The organism is Loigolactobacillus bifermentans DSM 20003 (assembly GCF_001434575.1).
Classification (GTDB): Bacteria; Bacillota; Bacilli; order Lactobacillales; family Lactobacillaceae; genus Loigolactobacillus; species Loigolactobacillus bifermentans.
Map to the genome: position 1 here is coordinate 42,198 of NZ_AZDA01000046.1, position 18,003 is coordinate 60,200.

Annotated in this window: 36 protein-coding genes; 2 read left to right on the plus strand and 34 right to left on the minus strand. The window is 42.9% G+C overall.

The genetic code is table 11. The features are described from left to right. Position 1 precedes the first annotated feature (1 nt). From FC07_RS06675 to FC07_RS06830, 32 genes are all read right to left on the minus strand, one after another. Complete coding sequence (locus FC07_RS06675) at positions 2 to 193, minus strand: hypothetical protein (protein ID WP_057904352.1); 192 nt, start codon at positions 191 to 193, stop codon at positions 2 to 4. A gap of 23 nt (positions 194 to 216) precedes the next feature. After that, positions 217 to 606 (minus strand): hypothetical protein, encoded by a 390-nt coding sequence (locus tag FC07_RS06680; RefSeq protein ID WP_057904353.1) that lies wholly within the window; start codon positions 604 to 606, stop codon positions 217 to 219. Further along, a complete protein-coding gene (locus FC07_RS16175; RefSeq protein ID WP_057904354.1) occupies positions 606 to 1,520 on the minus strand; it encodes an Ig-like domain-containing protein in 915 nt (304 codons plus the stop codon). The genes FC07_RS06680 and FC07_RS16175 overlap by 1 nt, the downstream gene beginning before the upstream one ends. After that, positions 1,521 to 1,889, minus strand: coding sequence for an HK97-gp10 family putative phage morphogenesis protein (locus tag FC07_RS06690; protein WP_057904355.1), 369 nt, complete (start codon positions 1,887 to 1,889; stop codon positions 1,521 to 1,523). It lies immediately after the preceding gene. After that, a complete protein-coding gene (locus tag FC07_RS06695; protein ID WP_057904356.1) occupies positions 1,882 to 2,211 on the minus strand; it encodes a hypothetical protein in 330 nt (109 codons plus the stop codon). The genes FC07_RS06690 and FC07_RS06695 overlap by 8 nt, the downstream gene beginning before the upstream one ends. After that, positions 2,201 to 2,524, minus strand: coding sequence for a phage head closure protein (locus tag FC07_RS06700; protein ID WP_057904357.1), 324 nt, complete (start codon positions 2,522 to 2,524; stop codon positions 2,201 to 2,203). Before FC07_RS06700 ends, FC07_RS06695 begins: the two co-directional genes overlap by 11 nt. Further along, on the minus strand, positions 2,469 to 2,780 hold the full coding sequence (locus FC07_RS06705; protein WP_057904358.1) for a hypothetical protein: 312 nt from the start codon (positions 2,778 to 2,780) through the stop codon (positions 2,469 to 2,471). The genes FC07_RS06700 and FC07_RS06705 overlap by 56 nt, the downstream gene beginning before the upstream one ends. Before the next feature lie 193 nt (positions 2,781 to 2,973). Beyond that, the gene (locus FC07_RS06710) at positions 2,974 to 4,374 is read right to left on the minus strand and encodes a phage major capsid protein (RefSeq protein ID WP_057904359.1); all 1,401 of its coding nucleotides are present in this window, start codon (positions 4,372 to 4,374) and stop codon (positions 2,974 to 2,976) included. Beyond that, a complete protein-coding gene (locus tag FC07_RS06715) occupies positions 4,371 to 4,961 on the minus strand; it encodes an HK97 family phage prohead protease (RefSeq protein WP_057904360.1) in 591 nt (196 codons plus the stop codon). The genes FC07_RS06710 and FC07_RS06715 overlap by 4 nt, the downstream gene beginning before the upstream one ends. After that, positions 4,909 to 6,138, minus strand: coding sequence for a phage portal protein (locus tag FC07_RS06720; protein ID WP_057904361.1), 1,230 nt, complete (start codon positions 6,136 to 6,138; stop codon positions 4,909 to 4,911). The genes FC07_RS06715 and FC07_RS06720 overlap by 53 nt, the downstream gene beginning before the upstream one ends. 11 nt (positions 6,139 to 6,149) lie before the next feature. After that, complete coding sequence (locus tag FC07_RS06725) at positions 6,150 to 7,877, minus strand: terminase large subunit (protein WP_057904362.1); 1,728 nt, start codon at positions 7,875 to 7,877, stop codon at positions 6,150 to 6,152. Further along, positions 7,877 to 8,338, minus strand: a complete 462-nt coding sequence (locus tag FC07_RS06730; protein WP_057904363.1) for a P27 family phage terminase small subunit — start codon at positions 8,336 to 8,338, stop codon at positions 7,877 to 7,879. Before FC07_RS06730 ends, FC07_RS06725 begins: the two co-directional genes overlap by 1 nt. Before the next feature lie 62 nt (positions 8,339 to 8,400). Further along, positions 8,401 to 8,820: an HNH endonuclease gene (locus FC07_RS16350; RefSeq protein WP_420814207.1), complete on the minus strand. Its 420-nt coding sequence runs from the start codon at positions 8,818 to 8,820 to the stop codon at positions 8,401 to 8,403. A 4-nt stretch (positions 8,821 to 8,824) separates the two neighbouring features. Continuing rightward, positions 8,825 to 9,058 carry a hypothetical protein gene (locus FC07_RS06740; protein ID WP_057904365.1) on the minus strand — a complete coding sequence of 78 codons (234 nt, stop codon included), beginning with the start codon at positions 9,056 to 9,058 and terminating at the stop codon, positions 8,825 to 8,827. Positions 9,059 to 9,209: 151 nt separating this feature from the next. Beyond that, positions 9,210 to 9,971, minus strand: a complete 762-nt coding sequence (locus FC07_RS06745; RefSeq protein ID WP_057904366.1) for a hypothetical protein — start codon at positions 9,969 to 9,971, stop codon at positions 9,210 to 9,212. A 43-nt stretch (positions 9,972 to 10,014) separates the two neighbouring features. Next, complete coding sequence (locus FC07_RS06750) at positions 10,015 to 10,434, minus strand: RNA polymerase sigma factor sigma-70 region 4 domain-containing protein (protein ID WP_235807471.1); 420 nt, start codon at positions 10,432 to 10,434, stop codon at positions 10,015 to 10,017. A gap of 117 nt (positions 10,435 to 10,551) precedes the next feature. Next, on the minus strand, positions 10,552 to 10,734 hold the full coding sequence (locus tag FC07_RS06755; protein ID WP_057904368.1) for a hypothetical protein: 183 nt from the start codon (positions 10,732 to 10,734) through the stop codon (positions 10,552 to 10,554). A gap of 167 nt (positions 10,735 to 10,901) precedes the next feature. Next, positions 10,902 to 11,378, minus strand: coding sequence for a hypothetical protein (locus FC07_RS06760; RefSeq protein ID WP_057904369.1), 477 nt, complete (start codon positions 11,376 to 11,378; stop codon positions 10,902 to 10,904). 11 nt (positions 11,379 to 11,389) lie between these two features. After that, complete coding sequence (locus tag FC07_RS06765) at positions 11,390 to 11,650, minus strand: hypothetical protein (RefSeq protein WP_057904370.1); 261 nt, start codon at positions 11,648 to 11,650, stop codon at positions 11,390 to 11,392. Further along, positions 11,647 to 11,925 carry a hypothetical protein gene (locus FC07_RS06770; protein WP_057904371.1) on the minus strand — a complete coding sequence of 93 codons (279 nt, stop codon included), beginning with the start codon at positions 11,923 to 11,925 and terminating at the stop codon, positions 11,647 to 11,649. Before FC07_RS06770 ends, FC07_RS06765 begins: the two co-directional genes overlap by 4 nt. Positions 11,926 to 11,943: 18 nt before the next feature. Further along, positions 11,944 to 12,255 carry a hypothetical protein gene (locus tag FC07_RS06775; protein WP_057904372.1) on the minus strand — a complete coding sequence of 104 codons (312 nt, stop codon included), beginning with the start codon at positions 12,253 to 12,255 and terminating at the stop codon, positions 11,944 to 11,946. After that, positions 12,255 to 12,491, minus strand: a complete 237-nt coding sequence (locus FC07_RS06780; RefSeq protein ID WP_057904373.1) for a helix-turn-helix domain-containing protein — start codon at positions 12,489 to 12,491, stop codon at positions 12,255 to 12,257. The genes FC07_RS06775 and FC07_RS06780 overlap by 1 nt, the downstream gene beginning before the upstream one ends. Next, positions 12,475 to 12,771 carry a hypothetical protein gene (locus tag FC07_RS06785; protein ID WP_057904374.1) on the minus strand — a complete coding sequence of 99 codons (297 nt, stop codon included), beginning with the start codon at positions 12,769 to 12,771 and terminating at the stop codon, positions 12,475 to 12,477. The genes FC07_RS06780 and FC07_RS06785 overlap by 17 nt, the downstream gene beginning before the upstream one ends. A 10-nt stretch (positions 12,772 to 12,781) precedes the next feature. Continuing rightward, complete coding sequence (locus FC07_RS06790) at positions 12,782 to 12,988, minus strand: hypothetical protein (protein ID WP_057904375.1); 207 nt, start codon at positions 12,986 to 12,988, stop codon at positions 12,782 to 12,784. A 4-nt stretch (positions 12,989 to 12,992) separates the two neighbouring features. Further along, entirely contained in the window at positions 12,993 to 13,892 is a 900-nt protein-coding gene (locus FC07_RS06795; RefSeq protein ID WP_235807472.1) for an SMI1/KNR4 family protein, read from the minus strand. Between the two features lie 166 nt (positions 13,893 to 14,058). Continuing rightward, entirely contained in the window at positions 14,059 to 14,283 is a 225-nt protein-coding gene (locus FC07_RS06800) for a hypothetical protein (protein WP_057904377.1), read from the minus strand. Between the two features lie 61 nt (positions 14,284 to 14,344). Beyond that, a complete protein-coding gene (locus tag FC07_RS06805; RefSeq protein WP_057904378.1) occupies positions 14,345 to 14,698 on the minus strand; it encodes a hypothetical protein in 354 nt (117 codons plus the stop codon). Positions 14,699 to 14,719: 21 nt separating this feature from the next. Next, entirely contained in the window at positions 14,720 to 15,178 is a 459-nt protein-coding gene (locus FC07_RS06810) for an ORF6C domain-containing protein (RefSeq protein WP_057904379.1), read from the minus strand. Further along, entirely contained in the window at positions 15,168 to 16,022 is an 855-nt protein-coding gene (locus FC07_RS06815) for a DUF3102 domain-containing protein (RefSeq protein WP_057904380.1), read from the minus strand. Before FC07_RS06815 ends, FC07_RS06810 begins: the two co-directional genes overlap by 11 nt. Continuing rightward, on the minus strand, positions 16,015 to 16,266 hold the full coding sequence (locus FC07_RS06820; protein WP_057904381.1) for a hypothetical protein: 252 nt from the start codon (positions 16,264 to 16,266) through the stop codon (positions 16,015 to 16,017). The genes FC07_RS06815 and FC07_RS06820 overlap by 8 nt, the downstream gene beginning before the upstream one ends. 1 nt (position 16,267) lies before the next feature. Further along, positions 16,268 to 16,582, minus strand: coding sequence for a hypothetical protein (locus FC07_RS06825; protein WP_057904382.1), 315 nt, complete (start codon positions 16,580 to 16,582; stop codon positions 16,268 to 16,270). 24 nt (positions 16,583 to 16,606) lie between these two features. After that, positions 16,607 to 16,819 (minus strand): Thoeris anti-defense Tad2 family protein, encoded by a 213-nt coding sequence (locus tag FC07_RS06830; RefSeq protein ID WP_057904383.1) that lies wholly within the window; start codon positions 16,817 to 16,819, stop codon positions 16,607 to 16,609. Positions 16,820 to 16,918: 99 nt separating this feature from the next. Here FC07_RS06830 and FC07_RS06835 point away from each other — a divergent pair, with 99 nt between their 5' ends. Continuing rightward, positions 16,919 to 17,152, plus strand: coding sequence for a hypothetical protein (locus tag FC07_RS06835; protein ID WP_057904384.1), 234 nt, complete (start codon positions 16,919 to 16,921; stop codon positions 17,150 to 17,152). Here FC07_RS06835 and FC07_RS15855 read toward each other — a convergent pair. Beyond that, positions 17,145 to 17,294 (minus strand): hypothetical protein, encoded by a 150-nt coding sequence (locus FC07_RS15855; protein WP_155797718.1) that lies wholly within the window; start codon positions 17,292 to 17,294, stop codon positions 17,145 to 17,147. The genes FC07_RS06835 and FC07_RS15855 overlap by 8 nt on opposite strands. A gap of 76 nt (positions 17,295 to 17,370) precedes the next feature. On the opposite strand from FC07_RS15855, the gene FC07_RS06840 reads away from it, so the two are divergent. Beyond that, complete coding sequence (locus tag FC07_RS06840; protein ID WP_057904385.1) at positions 17,371 to 17,814, plus strand: hypothetical protein; 444 nt, start codon at positions 17,371 to 17,373, stop codon at positions 17,812 to 17,814. Here FC07_RS06840 and FC07_RS06845 read toward each other — a convergent pair. After that, entirely contained in the window at positions 17,768 to 17,959 is a 192-nt protein-coding gene (locus FC07_RS06845) for a hypothetical protein (RefSeq protein ID WP_057904386.1), read from the minus strand. The genes FC07_RS06840 and FC07_RS06845 overlap by 47 nt on opposite strands. Positions 17,960 to 18,003 lie beyond the last annotated feature (44 nt).

Sequence of the window (18,003 nt, forward strand, 5' to 3'; positions counted from 1 at the left end):
GTTAATTCCAGAACGGTACTTCATCCATGAAGACTTCTTGACGTTCTTCAATGGCATCCGGATTGTTCTGGCGTAACCACATCACGTAGTTTTTCATGAATAAATTCGGTGTCGCGTCCATTAAAAATTCAAACGTCCAATGAAACAACGTTGTGGCAACATACAAATAAAACTCCCAGGGATCTTCATCCATCTGGGAGTTTGCATGTCGCGACTTTATTTTTTTGTGGAATCGTCCGCCTTGATTTTATCCGCATCTTCTTGCTGAAAATACGCACTACCAAACAGCTCATTGATTTTAGGGGCAATGTTGGCTAATTCGGTGATTGGAATTAGCTCTTTCACCTCATCTGGTGTGGTGGCCGTACCGCCAGTGCGAATCATGGCATAAAGCAACGTGTAAATACCATCAATCATCTTTGGATCTAAGTTATCAGACGTTTTTTGGTTTTCAAACAGGTTTAACAACCGCTGAAACGACCCTTTGCCCGTGTCTTCAACGTAACTAAGCGTTTTGAAGGTAAAGGCTACCGGGATTTCAGCGCCCATGATCTGTAAGGTGTCAGCCTGCTTTGCTTTAGGAATTAAATCAGATAGCTTTGCCATTATTCAGTGCCTCCTGTGACTGTGATTTCTGCGGTGCCGGTTACGCCACCAACGGTTGCTGTAATGATGGCTGTGCCGGCTTTAACCCCTGTAACAGTCCCATCAGCACTAACCTTTGCAACACCTTCATCGCTTGAGGTGTAAGCTACGGTTTTATTGGTCGCATTGGTCGGCGTAAGCGTTGCTGCTAATTTAGTCGTTTTACCAACTTCAACATTTGCTGTGGTTGGCGCAAGCGCCACACCAGTCACAGCTACTGGTGCAGCATCACTTTTTAAACTGGCAATTTGGGAAACGTCGTAAACCACTTGGCTCATGAAATCATCAACCAATAACGTTGTGTCTCGTTGATTTGAATATTTGAAGTACAACGCATGGTGCCCATCCGGCATTGCATAACGTAGTGGCCCCGCAATAATCGACATTGACACATCTTGTTCTTTAAATTCATCTTCAGATGTTTCATAACTCAATTCGGTGGCTGGGCTTAAAGTACAACTTGGGAACCACATCGCATCCATCACGCCATCGGAACGTTCAGCCACAAACCCCCAGGCAAACTCCGGCAGCTCAGTTGCATCCCCAATACCGACTGAAATACCATTTTCGGCCGCTACTTGGCTAATTGCGTCCAACACTTTGGTTGCAATCCCGATATGATCCATCGAAATTTCTTCCTGGTTTTCCATGGCCACAGTCCCAATCAAAACCCCTGAAGCATAAATCGAGACGGTTTTCCCATTCCCTTTAACTTCAATTTTCTTTGCGATGGTTTTCCGATAAACATCTTCCGAATATTCAGGCAATGTAGATGTGGTTTCTTTCAGAATTTTCGGACAGAAAAACACATCACGTACCGTTAATAGATAGGCGTCTTTATCCGCCTTGGTGTTTGTTGTTGGTGTATCTGGCATTTATAACAACCTCATTTCTTGCATCATTTTTGTAATCATCAATTTACTAATCTCTGCACTGCTTGCATTCCAAGTGTTACGCACAAAATTTTGGGCACGCATTTTAACGGTGCCATGCTCCACAAAACGCCACCAAAACGATGCGCCAAAAGTTGTAATCACATCTTGGCCGTCTGGCTTATTGGTTAAATTACTGATCATGGAACCGTAACGTTTGGCGAAGTGTGCGTTAGGGTCTTTCGGCACATTCGGCTTTAATTTTGTGGTGTAGGCATCTGCTCCAGCCTTTAAAACCTTTTGAACCTGCGACTCTGACACATTAATTTGTTTTAAAATTTTCTGGAAGTCCTCAAACCCGTTTTCACTCATCTGCTAGCACCCGCAAATAGGTGTAAAAATTTGTAATCGTACTGTCGTTTTCGTCCCCCTGTTGCCCAACGAAATCAATGTAAGGCACATCGACAAATGCTTCTCTAAAGCCCTTTAAATCGGCCTCTGTGCCACTGGTAAACAGGGAAACTTGATATTCTGATAAATAGGCCAAGTGCTGACCACCCGCCGTTATTTTGCGCTGATTGGTAAAGGTATAAACGAAATACGGATAGGCCGTACCAGTTGGTGGGCCATTTTGAAATACTGGGTAACCAATAGCCTTCAACCGTTGGCGAAATTCAGTTAAATCAATCAACATAATTCAAACTCAACTCCATCATTTTCTTTTCTTCGTCTAAGTAAATTCGCGTGATCAAAAAAATATCGTCTCCAATTTGGACACGATTATTCTTACGTGATATTGATTTGTCTAAACGACAGCGGATTTTTCGGACTACATCTGTTTTGGCCTGCTTCGCAAGGTAAACATCTTGGGCAGTGGTGCCAATGTCTTCATAATTCAAGGTTCGCACTGGTTGCCATGATTTATCCTGACGATCATCAGCCCCAGTTGTTTCAATCAGCTTCAGCAGTGTTGCTCGCCACTTCAGATGGTTCGGCAGTCTCGTCATGGTCAGCCAGTCCTTCCGCTAATAGAATCGGCGTCATGGCATCTAACGCCTTTTGCATGTCACTATCTGGCACCCGCCAATCATTCAGCATGGCGGCAATCATCAGCACCGATTGTTCTGGTTCCCAACCCGTGGCAACTTTTACCAGGCTGCGGGCGGATTTCAGATAAGTATCGAACATGCTATCATCCATACCTTCTTCATATTCGATGTGCTGCTTAAATTTACTTAACAAAGGGTCTTCGGTATCGGCCATTAGGATTGACCTCCATCGGCTTCAGTCGGTTCACCACTAGCTGCTGGTTCAGCTGATTCAGTTGTGCCGGAACTAGCAGGTGCTGCCGATTGACCCGCATCGCTATCTGATGCACCTGAACCAGGGTCAGCAGCACTTTCAGCGCCTGACTCAGGTGCACCCGATTCGTTATCCCCACCATTTTCAGGCGGGGTTACGCTTTTTTTGCTTCACCATCTGCGATCCACTTGTAAACGGTTGGTTCTAGCGGGCTGTAAATCAACTGTGCATCTAAAATGTTGTAGATCTTATAACCCATTTTGTTGGTCAATGCGAACAGCTGGTCCAGTTTTTGCACTTCTAATGAACCATTGACATCCTGAATGTGGAATGAACGCATATCGCCATAGTAGAAAACAGGCATTTCAGGATTATCCGGTACGTTAGCGCCTTCCGTTACTACCGTATTGGCACCGACCAAACGCCCGTTAATCCCTTCAGCGACTTGAATGTCATCGCGATAAAGCGGCCGACCATTGTCATCTAACATGGATTCAACCAGTGCTTCAGCAGCATCATTCATGATGAAAATAGAGTTCTTACGAACTGACGCCTTAACGGCATGCTTGAACGCCACTAAGCCCTTGTAAACTTCTGGGCCTTTAGTCATGTCGATTGCGGCCGCTGGCTTAAATTCAACTGCCTTTTTGGACAATGACCCTGGGTTTTCGTTGCCGGTCTCAGTCCCATTGAACATGTAATCAATTTCCTTGGCCGTATAGGACTTCGTTAATTCATCAAGAATGATTTTTTCCAACGGTACATCTGTCCGCTTCAATAATTTCTTGGTGACAGTTGCCAGTGCATCGAATTCAGCTGGATCCATGACGATTTCATCGAATTCAACATCACTGTCTGGAATTGAGTCAGCGTCACGTTCTTTCTTGTGACCGTTAGCAGTTGGCGCTTTGACTAATACGGGGTAGCCTTCTGTCGACGTAGTCTTGTGAATCGTCCCAAAGCGGCGTAAGACGTTTTCTTCTTGCGCATAGCTGATAACATCGCTGGCAATGGTTTTAGGAACCGTTACACCGCCATTCCCACTGATAATCCCTAATGAACGCGCTTCTTCACTTGAAGTCTTACCGGCGACATAGCCAAAGAAGGCCTCACGTTGGCGTTCCTCTAACTTTTTAGCGCTATTGCCTGTGAGATTTTGGCCCCGATTGATGGATTTTAAAATATTGGTTGCAATCGGCCCTAGCGCACCTTTATTCATTTCTGCCGAACGCTTACCAGTATCTTTCTTGTCGCCATCGTCGTCAGACCCACCATCATCTGAGCTGCTCGAATCATCAGAACCGCTATCGTCTGAACTACCAGAATTATCATCCTTGTTATCATCTTCGGTATTATCGCCCTCTTTGTTACCATCATCAGTAGCAGCTGCTAATTGGTCTGCAATATCTTGAAGATCCTTATTGATGGCATCAACTTCATCTTTGATTTTTTTAGCATCATCGGCGCTTAGTCCTTCAGCCCGAACTTCCGTTTCTAACGCTTCAAGGCGTGAGCGTTTCGCCCGTTGTAATTCAAGTAAGAATTTTTTGTTCATAGTGTTAACCCTCTTTCGATTTCTTTCATAATTTCTTTTCTAAGTTGAATGTTTTTCACCATATCTTCCGAAATAACGCCGCTACGCACCAAATTGGCTTCAGTATCACCGTATGCAGGTAGTGGTACAATGCTGATTTCATATAGTTTCACCTCTTTGATTGTACGAACAGGCATATCAGGATCGCTATAATCCCATTCGTCGATAGTCGGGCAAAAACCAAATGAACATTGATTAATGTCACCGCGATTCATTGAGACTGCTAAGTCTTGGGCCGTGGTGGTTTCAGGTAAAGCAACTTCAAATGCTAGTCCATGTTCGTCTTCCTGCAGCGTTAAGGTGCCAGATTGCGAACGACCTAACACGTGGTCCCAATTGTGATTAAACAAACAGCGAATATCGTCACTACCCAGGCTTTTGCTAAAGGCCCCTGGTTCAATTTGTTCTTGCCAACAGTCGGCAATGATCGTGGGTGAATTAAAAACAGACGCATAACCCTTGATTGTAGCGGGGTTCGCGTCTGTTGCATCACGCTTATTGAAGTGGCTGATTTGATAAGTTCTGACTTCCCTGGCTTTGATTGTCATCTTTATCACCTCCCTTCGCTTGTGCCGCGGCGACATCGCCGATTTGGTCAAGTGGTACCAGGTCTTTACTGATATACAATTGCTGTGATTCTTTGGTGCCAGCCGGTTTGTGCCCCAGCATTACCCGGGCATCATCTGGCATTAACATGGCCGTGCGCACTTGGTTATAAGCAATTGTCGTCTTCACCGAATACGGCACGAAGTCCAAAATATTAATGCGCCATTCTAATCGCAACCCGGACGCGTCATCAAAAAACAACCTGGTATAATGTTCCGCCAAATTTTTGAGGTATGGCCGTACCACCTTGTTGTGCAGGTACATCATGGCTTTTTCAACGTCGGTTTCCATCAGTTTTTGATATGTTCCAACGTTAATGCCCAGGTATTTGCCTAAATCCGGCTTATAAACGTTGAGATAAGACAAAATCTTATCATCTTCCACTGGTGATTCTAGGGTTTCGATTGAGTACCCTTTACCTAACGGCACGATTTTGGTTTCGCCAGACGTGCTAACGCCATCTAATTGCTTTTTGATTGCATCAATCAACGTTTTTTGATTTTTGTTGCTTGGGGTTATCACACTGTCTAACCGTAGTAAAAACGCTAGCAAGCCACCCTTTTTATACTTCTCATTCAAGGCTTGTTCCGCGTTCATCACCCCATCTAAGGTGTTTCGGCCTAATTCCAATAGGCCAACGCCTTCATCGTAACCAGTGCCAACATTTTTAATGTGGCGAATGGCTGCACCGGGAATTTCAGTTGCACCAACCCGATAATGCTCTGTTAAACGATCATCCAGCTCAGTATAAACGTCGCCTAAAAGATGTAATTGGCCATTAACATAAATTGGATAGGCATCCCCTTGTAACAGCAACAAGTTACACTGTAGCCTGGCGAACTCACTCCCTGTTAAATAGCCGTTTGGATTGCGCAGCACTTTCAACGCGGCATGATTTTTTACTTCGTTATCATTGGCATCCAGTACTACCGGTTCTGCTAGCACTACTTGATTCGCAATATCCGATAACAATTCATAAACGTCTGATGATTCCAAAATATTGGCATCATTCACCAAATGTGATTGCCAGCGAATCGTACTGGTTGCTACATCATCTAACCAACCCCGTCGTTCCAACAAATGTCGAATCTGACGCGAAAAGAAACTTCTAACTCCCAAATTATCACCACCTATTTGTATAAATCGTTGACATAATCGTTCATTTCATCTGCTGTCACATCACTCATTTGGTCAACCGTTGATTTGTGAGCATCGAAAAAGGCGGCAGCCCCGTCAATTTTATGAGTGGACTGTCGCTTTGAAGGCGCAATCATACCGTTAATATTTTCAATTGCAACGACGTTTAACAAGCAATAAACCAGCAGCGGATTATCCGTAATCAATCGTTTTTCATACATTAATCGTTCAGTATCACGCACAACGTCATTCAAAACGGTTGGGTACTGGCGAACTTCAACGCATTCTAAGCCAAGATTCTCAAACATTTCTACCAAGTGCTGGGCCATGGCGGGATCATAATTGATACCCTGAATTTCATATTCTTCCATCAGGCCCCGCACATATTCCAGCACCTGGTCTTGGTCAATCATCCGACCTTCACAAAATTCAACAAACCCTTGTTCTGCCAGTTGACGATAGGGCACGTTATCTTCTTGCTCCCGAAAATCAACGTTTTCAAACGGCAAGAAATAACGTTGTTTTACCTTCAACATGGCGCGACCATCTTCCATTTGTGTTGGGAAATTCAATGAAATGCAGGTTAAATCGGTTGTTTTGGACAAATCGACACCTAGCCAACATGGCATGTGGCTAAGGTCGCCCATTTTACCTGGTTGCAAAATTGGTTCCACTTGATCGCGGGTGAAATAATTGTCCGCACCGTTTACAAACACGTCTAAATGCTTTGATAAGAATTCACCTTTACCGTGTTCAGAACGCTCAGCCGATTTAAATTCCTTCTCTAAAAATTCCATAGTGACTGAGATACCAATGTTCGGATTGACCATTTTCCAAACTTTACGATCAGCATAATCATAGCCGCGGTTGGGTTCATAGATCAGCACCAGCCGTGAATCATCATTGTCTTGCTCCAGAATCGCTTTTGATTCCTTGTACACGCGCATCCCGACTGAAGACGACCCTTTGCCGGCAGTTGAAATGTTAAACATGATTGGCTGCAACCGATCGGCCATGGCTGACTTGAAGTTATCGTATTGTTCCATGTTCTTCTGAGTATGTAATTCATCATTCAAAACAAATGAGGGGTTAGACCCTTCAATTTTGCCAGTATTCTTGGTCATTACCTTGAATTCATTGATGTAATTAATGCCCTCAAGATCATAACGATAAGCCGCACCAGTAACCGAACCACCTTTGCCTTTAAAAATCTGGGTATTGGCATAAAGTTCTTCACTGTTCTGAATCGTTAATGCAAATGGGCCAGCAGCATACTGTGCCTGGTCAAAATCTGACGCACAGCAATACACGTTGGCCCCTAATTCGTCATCCCCATACATGGCGTAAGCCAAAGCTCCAGTACCAATCAGTGTTTTCCCATTCTTTTTCGGCACTTGCCAGTAAACTTCACTGATAACGCGGCATGTTTCGCCTTTGTCGTTATGATGCTGCCACCCATAGAGCTGCGCAAAGCCAAACATTTCCCATGGTTCTAGTTCCAGTAGCTTCCCGGCCAAAGTGCCTTTAACATGCCGTACAAACGTCTGCATAAAGTCCAGCGCTTCATTGGCTTTGTAATTATCCCACCAAATATCCTTACGTTTTTTCCACTTGAAATAGCGTTTGACGGCCTTTCGAATGGTCATTGGGTATCTTTTAGGGTAGCGGCGCACCAATTTTGCATAGATTTCAGCGTAATTTGTTTCGGCGTCAATTTCCATTAGCCACTACCGCGCTTTCGGTTCCATTTATCTTTAAAATTAAGTACCGCATTAGGCCGATTACCGTTTTCAATTTCAGCTTGGCCGGTTGTTGTATCAACGGTTGTGCCGCCTGTAATCACACGTCTTGCTAAGCTCTTATTCGTCATTCCTAGCCGTTCTAAAGCCCGTAATTTCTTCTCTGACCAAATATCCACTTGCACACTTAAAGGGTGCTTAACGGCGTTTTTTGCACCGTTTTTATTCGTAAAGGATTGTGTCTCAGGAAAACCCGCGTCGCTCCAACGTTTATACATGACTTTGTACACTCGAAAAGCATCTAAATAGCTCTCAATCAATGGATCTAAAAGTATCGAATAAACGTCCGTTTTTTGCATGATTTCAAGTACTCGATTCCGCTCAGCATCAACGGTTGCGGCCATTTCTTCAACTTCTTTTTGCTTTTTCGTTTTGCGGCCCATCGACGTTCACCCCCCTTTGAAAATTTTTTTGGTCAGAACTGCGCGCGCGTCTCCACCCTGCCCTATCCCTCCGGCGGCCTAAAATTTTGATTTGGGGTAGGGGGGCTAAAGTAAGATGGGAAGACTTTCGGCGGCTTGGCTTCCTGTTCGTGTTCTACAATTGGATGACATAAATTGCAAAGTAGCATAATATTGTTTGGATCATAAGCTAGACTTGCATCAACCTTAATTGGTTTAATGTGATGATGATGCTTGTGTCTGCCATAGACATAGCGACCACATCGTTGGCAGCAATTGTGTTCCCGAATATCAACCTCCATACACACAGTCTGCCAACGTTCGGTGCGATAGTACGGCTTGTTGTCATGGTGATAGACATCACGTTTCTTCCGCTTGGCCTGTCGGTACTTACGACTATAGGCATGCTCCTGGCAGTACTTGCCATGGTCTACCAGGTTGTTGCAGCCTTCATACTGACACATTTGTTTAGACATGATCGTTAATCAACGCAATCAAGTCAGCCTTCTTGATTTTAGTTGGTACCTCAATGTTCATTGATTCGGCAATTGCTCTGAGTCCACCAACCGTTTCATACTCCAGGTCTCTTCGTGGTAGTTCCGGTTCGACCATGGTGCTATCAAATGGCAGCAGGACTGTCCGCTTATTGTCAGTGTCCCAGCACTCCATACCTGCGCAGGTGCTGCGAATCTCCATTAACATATCGCTCACCTCATCCCATAAAAATACCCAACCAGCTGCAGCAGCCGATTGGGTTGATTTGAATTATTTGATGTTATTAAGATACCACGTTAATTGCAATAGTAACATTCGATTTATTAGTGTTCATAAATCGAACGTTATTCTGTAATAATCAATTATTCTTGCTTTTATTATTACTTGCTTTCTCTAACTTTTTTAATTCAATAGCCTCAGTTATCGTATTTAAATTCAAATTATCTTCTCTGTAATCAAACATCGTTGCTATCAACATTGCTATACATAATGTTAGCCCGCTTAAAAACCAATAAGTATTTATTTTTTCTGAATAAACAAATTTATATAATTTTTGAAATAGCCAACCCATCTTATTAACTTGATCTGAACTCAAGTTACCAGATAACTCCAACAAAGTCTTAAGTACAATTACAATTACCGTTGCCGATACGATATTCGCTAAAATATACTTATATTTTACTGAAGCATTTATTTTTGTTTGCAATATTACTTTTTCTACATATAAGTCTTCAATTTCCTCTTTTGTCTTTTCTCCAATTCGGTCCTTAACTGATTTCTTTGTCTTCCTCATCGCCTCACTTTCCCATCCATCAGAATAATACTGTAACTTCATTAATCTCCACTGAACATTTTTGTCTTCCAAAGAATAGACCAATTTATTCACTACAACAAACAGCAGATAAACGGGACCAAATAATAAAAGTGTTAACACAATAAAATTAACCATCATCACAATAAACTGTTTCCAATCAAAATAAGGCTTTAAACTTGCCTCAGAAAATGATAATACTAGCATAAATAAAAAGTAATATCTAAAGCGTTTCAATCTCTTAATTAATTCTCTTGCAAGTGCGCAAATATTTTTTAGCAAACCTTCCATTTTCCCTTCACTCTTCATACATTGTCCCCCAAACTAAAAATAGACGTACCAACCGATACGTCTACTCTGCGCCTGCCCCTATATAGTTGTCAATAAAATCCAGCCTACGGTGTAACTCGGCGTGCTTCTGTCGGATATAGCTTACCGAGTAATTGAGATCCGTTGCAATATCTTCTAGCGTTTCGCCTTCAACATACTTCTTCCGCAAAATCTGTGCTTCAGTGCCTTTAAACTTTTGAATCAATTCTTTCAAATCTGTCACTGCCCGTTTGCGCCATTGTAGTTCGGCAGTCAATTTATCCAGCTCTTTGTTCAATTGCGCCGGTCGTGAGTGATCACCACCCACGTGCATTTGGCCTAAGTCGCCGGATAACCAACGGTCAGATTCAGCTGTCGTTTTTTGAATTTCCCACTCAAGATAACTAATGTCATTTTCAAGCTGCATGTACTCATTCAACCATTTATAGCTTGACCCCTTCACCACTTAGCGCCACCACTTTCTAATTATGTCTATGCTATAATTTTAAGTGGTCCTTGAAGAAAGAGTCCTTCAGTTAAGTCACCGTGTCTTGAGCCGCACGATGGCTTTTTTTACGGCCTAAAATGGATAACTGTCAGTCTTAGCATTCAGTTGCCATTGATCGAGTTTCACCTTTGCTTCTGCTAACAAACCATGTAATGCTGGTTCATCAATCGGAAATACAACTTCTGACAACTCGTAAAACGGCAACTCAAATGCTGCCATGATGGTCTTTTCTGCTTTGCGTTTGGTAATCTTCATCCCTTAACCCCACTTCAATCGGTGTATAGTCTGGTTGCATTTGGCAAAACTCACGGTTAAACGCTGTTTTGAGCCTGGCCACGTCACTGTATTCAACTAGCAATCCATTGTCATTATACAGGTAAACCCAGCAATTTAAACCTTCATGCCACCGCCGTAAATAACACTTATCCATTTCGGTGGCCGTGAACTAATACAATATTCCATAACATCTCAGACGCTGGTCTTGCACGATTGCGATTCGGACCAAAATCAAATTTACGATATAACCGAGTCCAGTTTTTATCAGGACAAAGCACAGCATCAATATTATTAGGTAGCATAATTTTTTGATATAACTCCTCAGCAAATTCTTGCGTAGTCACCAGGTAATTATGATCACCGTAAAAGCTCAACCCATGGCCACTTTTAAAATCACCCATACAAGATTTCACTTCGTAACAACTAAACTCACCTAATTCAATGGTGGCAGCCGTGACGGCCATACCACTTCGGCCTGGCTTAAATCCTACGAAGTCAATACGACGTTCACTGTCCCGCCACTGGTCAAATGTCACTTCGGAACTCCAATATTCATCTTGGGAAACAAGTCGTTTGGCCACTAGGTCACTTAACCGTTTTGTAATCTCTGATCGTTCAGCCATGTTGTCACCTCTTAACCTATTTCTTTGTTGTTATAAACGTCATCCCAATATTGTCGTATCTCTTCATACCAGGCTTCACTACGGAACGTGTTGAATGGTCGCTTACGTCTATCCCAATACCTTGGATAACCACCTTCCGGCCTCGCTTCACGCATTTTGAGACGCATCACTAACCGTCCTCTACTTTTGGGCTTATCCTTATAATCTGAATCACCGAATACAACATGTAAAAGTGCTGAAATCTTTGTTGGTCCCCATACAGTTCGTTTCATTTTGTAGTCTCCCCATCTGTCGTATTAAAGCACTGTTTCAGTACATCCTTTGGAATAACAATTAGATCACCATTCGGTTTGCTTGCAATATAGTCACCAACTTCAATTTCGACATCCCCACTACTCGTTGGTAAAAAGTATCTACCCCTGGGTACTAATTCATCCATGGTTTGCATGTCACACAAGTCTGCAGCTGGTTCAATTCGAATGTGGTATTTAAGAAACATGGTCAGCCAACCCGTTAATTGTTCGGCTTCAATGTAATACTTTTTCATACTTACACGCCCTCACTTTCAAAACCGCTTATATTTCTCAATCATTACTTCCATGTTCCTTCTGGCAAATAAAGTGTCATCAACATCAGCTAGCGGCTTAGATACTTCAACACCCAGCAAATGGACCTGGGTTAATCTCACGGACAATAATTCACCGTTCACCGCAACAACTGCCACCGGATTTGAAATCACACCACTTACATCTTCAATTCTCAATGCAATATGTCGATGTGCTTCTTGATAAACACCGTATAAATCGCCTTTAAAAACGTCATTCCCCAGTTTCACTAAACAAAGTTGTGTCACACATTCGATTTCAAAACTTGCCATTATTCATCATCCTCTCGCCAATCGTCTACTAAATCCCCTGGTGCCACTTCAAGTGCTTCAGCAATTTTGCTTAGATTCACCACCGATACCCCATAAGGCTGATTAGCCTGAATAGTATGGGCCAACACACTGTAATTAATGCCTGATAGCGTTGACAATTGGCGCAAGTTCAAATGCTGCAGCTTGGCAAAATATAAAATGTTACCTGATACCACTTCTTTAATGTCTTTTGCCATTAGCCTCACCCGTTGAATCATCCACATCAAAGTAAGCCATTACCGGATGGACTTCGCCTTTAATGATTTCATCCACTTTGAAATACTCAAGGTTACAAACGTTGATAGAAATCCCTTGGCCCACGTGCAGCCAATTGTTGTCCACATAAGGTTCATCCCCTGGCCACAACTTCTTACGATTGACATACTCTGGCCGATTCATTCCCTTGAATTTATACTTCACATCAAAGAAACGTGGCTTCGGATGTTCTTCAGTGACTGTCACTTGCTGTTTTTTCATAATCTCACCCCTAATGTTTTGTAAATCCTGACCGAAACATTTCCACTTGTCGGTACTCTAAACTTAAAGACACCAGATAGATTGTTTGTCTACCATACTCATTGGATCTAAAGACCTTTTCAACGAAACCTTGTTGCTCTTTTATTAAAGTTTGGCCTAAGCAAACCACTGGCTTAACATAAACCAAATCATTCACTCGAATCTCTGCTGCACTCATGATTTCACCTTCTGTTTTTCACATATTCTGGCTTAAGCCACATCTTCAAATAGACATGCCAGCCGGTTAATTCATTGTGCTGAAACTTAACTTCTGCAATCTGATAACGTGGATAGATTTTCTCTAACTGCAACCAGGCATCCCTGCGGTTGGCTGCCATCTGCTTTACTTTGTGTTGTGTCCACAAGCTGTCATTATTCCGGCTCACTGGTCGTTTGAGGTTACGACTGGATGACCAGCGCTTTTTGCCTTTGGGGTCTTTACTGATATAACGCATTAAGGCCTCAACGCCATTTTTGTTAGGTTGAATGCGATCCGCATTAATCCAGCCAATGGATTGCTTGCCTTGGCCTTTGACCCGTTTGGACCAAATAGACTCAACTTCATCACGATCCAGGCCGCCGTTCATCACAATATGATGATGGACCCGTTTAATGTACTTGCCCTCATCATCCTGCTGACACTCGGTTACTAAGATGTACTTCAAATCTGGCAGTCCTTGCTTTTGCCGCCGATACTCTAACCGCCGTAGGAAGTTGCGCGCTTCCTTTTCAGCCTGGGCGACCGTCCGGGGTAAGAACTCATCCCGATAGGTGCACGATACATGCAAATCACCAGCACCAAAATTGCCATTGCCTAACTGCAGCAAGTAGCGCTTGGCATTTTTATCATTGAGATTCTTTTGCTTGGGTTCAGATACTCGCCGCTTCTTTGAGCGCTGTCCCTTTTTAGCATTCAGTTCTGCTGCTAGTGAGCGTGGGATAATATCCACCTCTGAATATTGGTCGCCACAATCAATCTTCTTCTGCCGATAGAACATGTCGTGCACCTGAGCCTTTCGCTGGAATCTTAATACCAAATACAAGCTCGGCAAATGCCTGCTACCACGTGATAAAATCAGCATGATAACAGGCATTATTAGACAAGTGAGGCACTCAGGTGTATATTAAAAATTGTTATGTGAGTACCTAGCATTTGCTAGAGCTTGAACCAACACTGCCGCAAACAGTTGTTGGTTTATTTTTTTGCACTTTTTATCATCTCGTAGCCAATGAAAATCATATTGATCACTACCGCACTGATGATGATTTATCCTTTTGGCCTAAGTTCTGGGCGTATAAGTTGGCTTTGAAAAATACGAAATCTCGTTTAGCCAACTTCTGCTTGGCCTGTTCACGGCGCCGTTCCAATCGGTACCAAATCACACACGAGATGATAATGCCAATAACCATGAGTGCAATAAATCCTAGTGGCAAGTACGTTTGCACACTGTTGCTTCCGTTTGATAAATACATAATTATTTCCTCCTATAATTGACCAACATCCGTTAAAGAACCTAGCCCGGTTTCGTTTGAATTAGATGTACTTCTTCGTCTGCTTTTGCTCCTGCGTCCACTGCTTAACGGCCTCTAATGAATAACGTGCATTGGCCTTGTTTGGTGCATAAAACTTGGGAAAGCCTGGTACGTTGCACAAGTCGCACATTGCTTCAGCGCTGATATGGAAATACCGTGCATTAAGTTGCGCTTGAGTGACAGTATCGTCTTCAGTATCCTTAAACATTTTTTTGAGTTCAGGCACCACTTTGGCAACCACAGCATCTGCCACAGCATTAATCAGCTTCTGATACCCGTCACCATTGAATGGTTCAGAATCTGGTACCATATCTTTTGCCTTAGGCACATAATCTTCAACTAACTCTAATGACATTCCGTTCACTTCCTTTCAGAATTAAATTTCCGAACCATAATCATTCGCCGCATCAATTACCTCTTGTAGTTCAAAATCTGGTTGCCAGTGTTGATAGAACTGAGCAGCCTTATCGAATTGGTTCAGCTTAGTCTCTTGGTAGCTGGCTACACCGAACTTGCGCCGGTACTCTTTCATAATGGCTTTGAAAACTTGCGTTGCGATTGCTCGATTTTGATAAGCGGCGGCGTTATACCCACCGCAAATCGCCACTACTCGGCGCCGTCGTTCTTTTTCCAATAAGCTATTTTGGTAAGGTTTCAACTGCTGGTTGTGTTCCAGCTCATTGAAACGCCGGTCTAACTGATCGTACTTTTCTTCTAGTTCTTCCAACGCTTTCAATGTGTGCTTGGCAATGGCCGTGGGCGTTGCATAATCAGCGTCTGTTTTAGCCAGCTCATGGCCGTCAACTGACATGATCATTTCGTTATTATCCGCCATCAATAACTTCCCCCTCGATGTAATCGGCAGGTAAATTGTGGTGCATATCGTCACACCACTTTTCAACCCGACTGACCACTTGATTTAATGTTTTAATCGCTGGATCACTTGGCTTAAATTCTTGGAAATCCATGCTATACATGGCTGGCGAAATCAAATCAAGCAACTCATCAGCCTTATTTTTCAGCTTCAGCACATCGGTAGCAGCTAGCAAATGCCGTTCAACGCCGCTAGATTTAGCCGACATTTTTTGAATTTTCTCTTGTAGTTGTCGATATTCATCAGATTCAACTGAATACTGGTCGCGCTGTTGAATGAGATCTTCTTGCTCGGATTCCAGGTATTCGTTGCGTTTGCGCAGGCTCTCAACCTGTCTCTGAAGTGTTTTGTAATCTGGCGGTGCCACGGTTTCAACCTTTGGCGGTTGCTGTTGTAGTCGCTTGATTTCATCATCCTTGGCCTTCAATTGCTGTTTAACCTCGCGCAACTCGCGCACTGTCATTTCAGCTGGTGTTTTGACATCCCCAGATGCTAACTGCTGCGGTTGTTGCCGCTCGTCTTCAGGTAACTGGGCCATTAGATACATGACCTCGGTACTTAAATTCGGCGACGTCGCCGACTCATCTAACCGTTCTGCAATGGTCATAAAGCGGCGGGCGGTACGATCATCAAAGCGAATCCCGGCTAACCACTTGCCAAAGTCACCATGGGCCAGGTCGTTTTCTTTGACCCACTTCAAACGCTTGCCAATCTCAAAAATGGCATGACCACCAATTGACTGATAAGACCGGATTTCCGTGGTGATCGTGGTTAGGTTCATGCTTAAGGCTAGTTCGTTAGTCATCACTGCCTCCATTAAACACTAGGTCTGACCAGTCAAACACCAGCTTGTCGCCTAACTGTTCAAAACTAAATCCTTGCGCTTTTAATTCATTTAAAAATTCGGCCCGCGGGAAGCGAGCGCTAATGCTCAAGTTTGTCTTACCCTGGGTAGCAGCAATCAGAATCATATTTTTCAAATCAATTTCTTGACCCACTGCATAATTTTCAATCACTTTTGAAGCAAAACCTTCTAAGTTGTTATCCATATCAGTCATCCCTTTCTTGGCGGCTCCTATACGTTTTGACAAAACGTGATAATACGTTAATCGTCGTTTGTATGCCTGAGTAAGTCGGCACCTTGCACCCTGGCATATTTCGTTTGATATAGTGACGCATGATCTTGTAACTGGTAAGTCGGGCGGCGGTTTCTTTTTCAAGCGCCTGTTTAAAGCTCCCAGAATTCAACCAAGCCCACGCTCGAAACTTTTCATAATCCTCAACAGCATCATCGATTGTCGACTGACTATCGACAAATGTAGCGACAAGCTTATTCACCTGAGCGTTTAATTCTTCAATGGTCAAAATACCCACCCCTTTCTGGCTTATCTAATCACACAACCGCCAATCATCGGCCAGCAGGTCTTCCGCTTCTGGTTCCCAACGTGGTGCTAATTCATCTTCAGTGCCAGGAACTTGGACGATGCAGCAGCCTGTTGTATTAGTCGGAATAATGATGATCGGCACTCCTACATCCCACGATTCCCGTGTGATGCCTTTTTGCGTGGTTAAAGCCTTGCGTGTGGCTTGTTGAATATTCATTTTTTTCATCTCCTCACGTGTACAACCAAAAATACTTTCACAGTCTTCTTATAAAGCTTGCTATACTTGAGCTATTCCAATAAATCGAGGTGAACTATTATGGGACTGAGTCCAAGACCGACTGATGAGGGTTCCCTATACGGCTGGGATAATCTTGATTATTCTTTGCAGCACAATATGAAGAAGACCGTCAAAGAACCTAATCCATCATTAACTATTGATCCAAAACAATTTTCTATGAGCACTAGTGAGATTGTTGAGGCCGGTAAGCAAGCTGGTTACAACGTTGCAATCGTGCAAGGAATATCTGGTGAATTAATCAGATTCACTTAGTTTCTCCAATCAATGCTTCTACGAATGACTTACTTGCCTTAGTAGATAGCTCATCTTTAATTTTTTTGTACTCCTCGCTACCACCAATAGCAGGGAGTACTTTTTTTAATTCCTCTGGTTCACATTCAATTGTGATCTTCACTTTGCTCACCTCCTTCCGCTTCATCCCCATTGCATGCTATGATTTGACCAACTCAACCAAAAAGGAGGTGAAAAATATGAATGTTCAACAAACTCGATTATTTCTGTATTCGTTAAAATTCGTTCGCCACTATTTAAAACAAGACTTCCTTGAACAGAATCTTGTTTTTAGAGCTAATAAAAAGCTATTCACTGCTGATTTTTCAATGGAATACTCCAATCAATTGGACATCAATTTAAAAATACTCAACTATTTAGAAATTGATTCTGATTCATCAGGTACTTTCATAAAATACCGGCTTGCCGAATGTGTACAGGAACTTCCTGAACAGTTTAAAAAGTTACAGGCATTTGCAGTGCAAAGTGATTTAAACCCATTTGACAAATCACCACTAGTCAAAAATGTTAGATTCTTTGATTACCCTGATAGTATCTTCGAATCCTATATTTTTGATGATCAAGAAGACATTACAGTTACTGGCGTTCTGTCATCCGCAAAGACGGTTGATAGTTCCGAATAATTTCCAGCTCTTTTTCAAGCTCAACAGATAATTGTTGGGCTTTTTTGATGTGCTGCACTAAAAAGTCGTAGTTAACCACCATGAACGACACTGGGAACTTGTAACCAATCCCATTTATAAGTTCAAACGTTGGTTGTTCTTTCATCCTTCTCACCTCCTTCCAAGGCACATCCCCTTTACGCGTGTTGT

What these genes read in the sequence shown, in the direction of transcription:
- FC07_RS06770 (WP_057904371.1), bottom strand. Translation starts at nt 11,925, where the DNA reads ATGAAAAAGTATTACATTGAAGCCGAACAATTAACGGGTTGGCTGACC.
- FC07_RS06765 (WP_057904370.1), bottom strand. Translation starts at nt 11,650, where the DNA reads ATGAAACGAACTGTATGGGGACCAACAAAGATTTCAGCACTTTTACAT.
- FC07_RS06845 (WP_057904386.1), bottom strand. Translation starts at nt 17,959, where the DNA reads ATGAAAGAACAACCAACGTTTGAACTTATAAATGGGATTGGTTACAAG.
- FC07_RS16350 (WP_420814207.1), bottom strand. Translation starts at nt 8,820, where the DNA reads ATGTGTCAGTATGAAGGCTGCAACAACCTGGTAGACCATGGCAAGTAC.
- FC07_RS06745 (WP_057904366.1), bottom strand. Translation starts at nt 9,971, where the DNA reads ATGAAGAGTGAAGGGAAAATGGAAGGTTTGCTAAAAAATATTTGCGCA.
- FC07_RS06830 (WP_057904383.1), bottom strand. Translation starts at nt 16,819, where the DNA reads ATGAATATTCAACAAGCCACACGCAAGGCTTTAACCACGCAAAAAGGC.
- FC07_RS06705 (WP_057904358.1), bottom strand. Translation starts at nt 2,780, where the DNA reads ATGGCCGATACCGAAGACCCTTTGTTAAGTAAATTTAAGCAGCACATC.
- FC07_RS06800 (WP_057904377.1), bottom strand. Translation starts at nt 14,283, where the DNA reads ATGTATTTATCAAACGGAAGCAACAGTGTGCAAACGTACTTGCCACTA.
- FC07_RS06680 (WP_057904353.1), bottom strand. Translation starts at nt 606, where the DNA reads ATGGCAAAGCTATCTGATTTAATTCCTAAAGCAAAGCAGGCTGACACC.
- FC07_RS06760 (WP_057904369.1), bottom strand. Translation starts at nt 11,378, where the DNA reads ATGGCTGAACGATCAGAGATTACAAAACGGTTAAGTGACCTAGTGGCC.
- FC07_RS06755 (WP_057904368.1), bottom strand. Translation starts at nt 10,734, where the DNA reads ATGAAGATTACCAAACGCAAAGCAGAAAAGACCATCATGGCAGCATTT.
- FC07_RS06805 (WP_057904378.1), bottom strand. Translation starts at nt 14,698, where the DNA reads ATGTCATTAGAGTTAGTTGAAGATTATGTGCCTAAGGCAAAAGATATG.
- FC07_RS06675 (WP_057904352.1), bottom strand. Translation starts at nt 193, where the DNA reads ATGGATGAAGATCCCTGGGAGTTTTATTTGTATGTTGCCACAACGTTG.
- FC07_RS06695 (WP_057904356.1), bottom strand. Translation starts at nt 2,211, where the DNA reads ATGTTGATTGATTTAACTGAATTTCGCCAACGGTTGAAGGCTATTGGT.
- FC07_RS06775 (WP_057904372.1), bottom strand. Translation starts at nt 12,255, where the DNA reads ATGGCAAGTTTTGAAATCGAATGTGTGACACAACTTTGTTTAGTGAAA.
- FC07_RS06795 (WP_235807472.1), bottom strand. Translation starts at nt 13,892, where the DNA reads ATGCTGATTTTATCACGTGGTAGCAGGCATTTGCCGAGCTTGTATTTG.
- FC07_RS06700 (WP_057904357.1), bottom strand. Translation starts at nt 2,524, where the DNA reads ATGACGAGACTGCCGAACCATCTGAAGTGGCGAGCAACACTGCTGAAG.
- FC07_RS06840 (WP_057904385.1), top strand. Translation starts at nt 17,371, where the DNA reads ATGAATGTTCAACAAACTCGATTATTTCTGTATTCGTTAAAATTCGTT.
- FC07_RS06780 (WP_057904373.1), bottom strand. Translation starts at nt 12,491, where the DNA reads ATGGCAAAAGACATTAAAGAAGTGGTATCAGGTAACATTTTATATTTT.
- FC07_RS06835 (WP_057904384.1), top strand. Translation starts at nt 16,919, where the DNA reads ATGGGACTGAGTCCAAGACCGACTGATGAGGGTTCCCTATACGGCTGG.
- FC07_RS06790 (WP_057904375.1), bottom strand. Translation starts at nt 12,988, where the DNA reads ATGAGTGCAGCAGAGATTCGAGTGAATGATTTGGTTTATGTTAAGCCA.
- FC07_RS06740 (WP_057904365.1), bottom strand. Translation starts at nt 9,058, where the DNA reads ATGTTAATGGAGATTCGCAGCACCTGCGCAGGTATGGAGTGCTGGGAC.
- FC07_RS06815 (WP_057904380.1), bottom strand. Translation starts at nt 16,022, where the DNA reads ATGACTAACGAACTAGCCTTAAGCATGAACCTAACCACGATCACCACG.
- FC07_RS06715 (WP_057904360.1), bottom strand. Translation starts at nt 4,961, where the DNA reads ATGACAATCAAAGCCAGGGAAGTCAGAACTTATCAAATCAGCCACTTC.
- FC07_RS06710 (WP_057904359.1), bottom strand. Translation starts at nt 4,374, where the DNA reads ATGAACAAAAAATTCTTACTTGAATTACAACGGGCGAAACGCTCACGC.
- FC07_RS16175 (WP_057904354.1), bottom strand. Translation starts at nt 1,520, where the DNA reads ATGCCAGATACACCAACAACAAACACCAAGGCGGATAAAGACGCCTAT.
- FC07_RS06785 (WP_057904374.1), bottom strand. Translation starts at nt 12,771, where the DNA reads ATGAAAAAACAGCAAGTGACAGTCACTGAAGAACATCCGAAGCCACGT.
- FC07_RS06690 (WP_057904355.1), bottom strand. Translation starts at nt 1,889, where the DNA reads ATGAGTGAAAACGGGTTTGAGGACTTCCAGAAAATTTTAAAACAAATT.
- FC07_RS06725 (WP_057904362.1), bottom strand. Translation starts at nt 7,877, where the DNA reads ATGGAAATTGACGCCGAAACAAATTACGCTGAAATCTATGCAAAATTG.
- FC07_RS06820 (WP_057904381.1), bottom strand. Translation starts at nt 16,266, where the DNA reads ATGGATAACAACTTAGAAGGTTTTGCTTCAAAAGTGATTGAAAATTAT.
- FC07_RS06810 (WP_057904379.1), bottom strand. Translation starts at nt 15,178, where the DNA reads ATGGCGGATAATAACGAAATGATCATGTCAGTTGACGGCCATGAGCTG.
- FC07_RS06730 (WP_057904363.1), bottom strand. Translation starts at nt 8,338, where the DNA reads ATGGGCCGCAAAACGAAAAAGCAAAAAGAAGTTGAAGAAATGGCCGCA.